The 1262-nt window shown below is 47.6% G+C and carries 1 rRNA gene; it reads right to left on the reverse strand.

Going from position 1 to position 1262, the window contains the following annotated elements:
• Positions 1 to 1262: ribosomal RNA gene (locus G551_RS0112380) — 23S ribosomal RNA — on the reverse strand; the annotation flags it as partial.

Below are 1262 nucleotides of genomic sequence, written 5' to 3' on the forward strand. Positions count from 1 at the left end.
CCATGAATCTCTCGAGCACCTTAGAATTCTCATCCCAACTACCTGTGTCGGTTTATGGTACGGGCTGCTATGTTCGCTTTTCTTGGAAGTCACGCCCCTGGATTATCACCGCCGCCGTAGCTTAAGTGTACTATCGTAACCTTTCGATTACTTCAACGTACTATTCCGTCAGTACGCACCAAGTTTATGCCTCCGTCACTTTTAATACATAGCAGGTAGCAGAATATTAACTGCTTGTCCATCGACTACCCCGTTCGGGTTCGCCTTAGGTCCCGACTAACCCTCAGCTGATTAGCATAGCTGAGGAAACCTTAGTCTTTCGGTGTGCGGGTTTCTCGCCCGCATTATCGTTACTTATGCCTACATTTTCTTTTGTAACCAGTCCAGCATACCTCGCAGTACACCTTCTAACCTGTTACAATGCTCCCCTACCACTTACAATGTAAGTCCATAGCTTCGGTAGTATGTTTATGCCCGATTATTATCCATGCCGAACCGCTCGACTAGTGAGCTGTTACGCACTCTTTAAATGAATGGCTGCTTCCAAGCCAACATCCTAGCTGTCTAAGCAGTTCAACCGCGTTTATTCAACTTAACATACATTTGGGGACCTTAGCTGATGGTCTGGGTTCTTTCCCTCTCGGACATGGACCTTAGCACCCATGCCCTCACTGATGAAAATCATTTTATAGCATTCGGAGTTTGTCAGGAATTGGTAGGCGGTGAAGCCCCCGCATCCAATCAGTAGCTCTACCTCTATAAAACTAAATCATCGCTGCACCTAAATGCATTTCGGGGAGTACGAGCTATTTCCGAGTTTGATTGGCCTTTCACCCCTACCCTCAGGTCATCCCAAGACTTTTCAACGTCAACGGGTTCGGTCCTCCACTATGTGTTACCACAGCTTCAACCTGCCCAAGGGTAGATCACACGGTTTCGCGTCTACTCAACCTAACTATAGCGCCCTATTAAGACTCGCTTTCGCTACGGATCCAGTGCTGAACACCTTAACCTTGCTAGATAAAGTAACTCGTAGGCTCATTATGCAAAAGGCACGCCGTCACCCCTAAAGGCTCCGACCGCTTGTAAGCGTATGGTTTCAGGATCTATTTCACTCCCTTGTTCAGGGTTCTTTTCACCTTTCCCTCACGGTACTGGTTCACTATCGGTCTCTCAGTAGTATTTAGCCTTGGCGGATGGTCCCGCCGGATTCATACAGGGTTTCACGTGCCCCGCACTACTCAGGATACCACTATATTAAT

The organism is Mesonia mobilis DSM 19841, from assembly GCF_000423405.1.
In the GTDB taxonomy this organism is placed as follows: domain Bacteria; phylum Bacteroidota; class Bacteroidia; order Flavobacteriales; family Flavobacteriaceae; genus Mesonia; species Mesonia mobilis.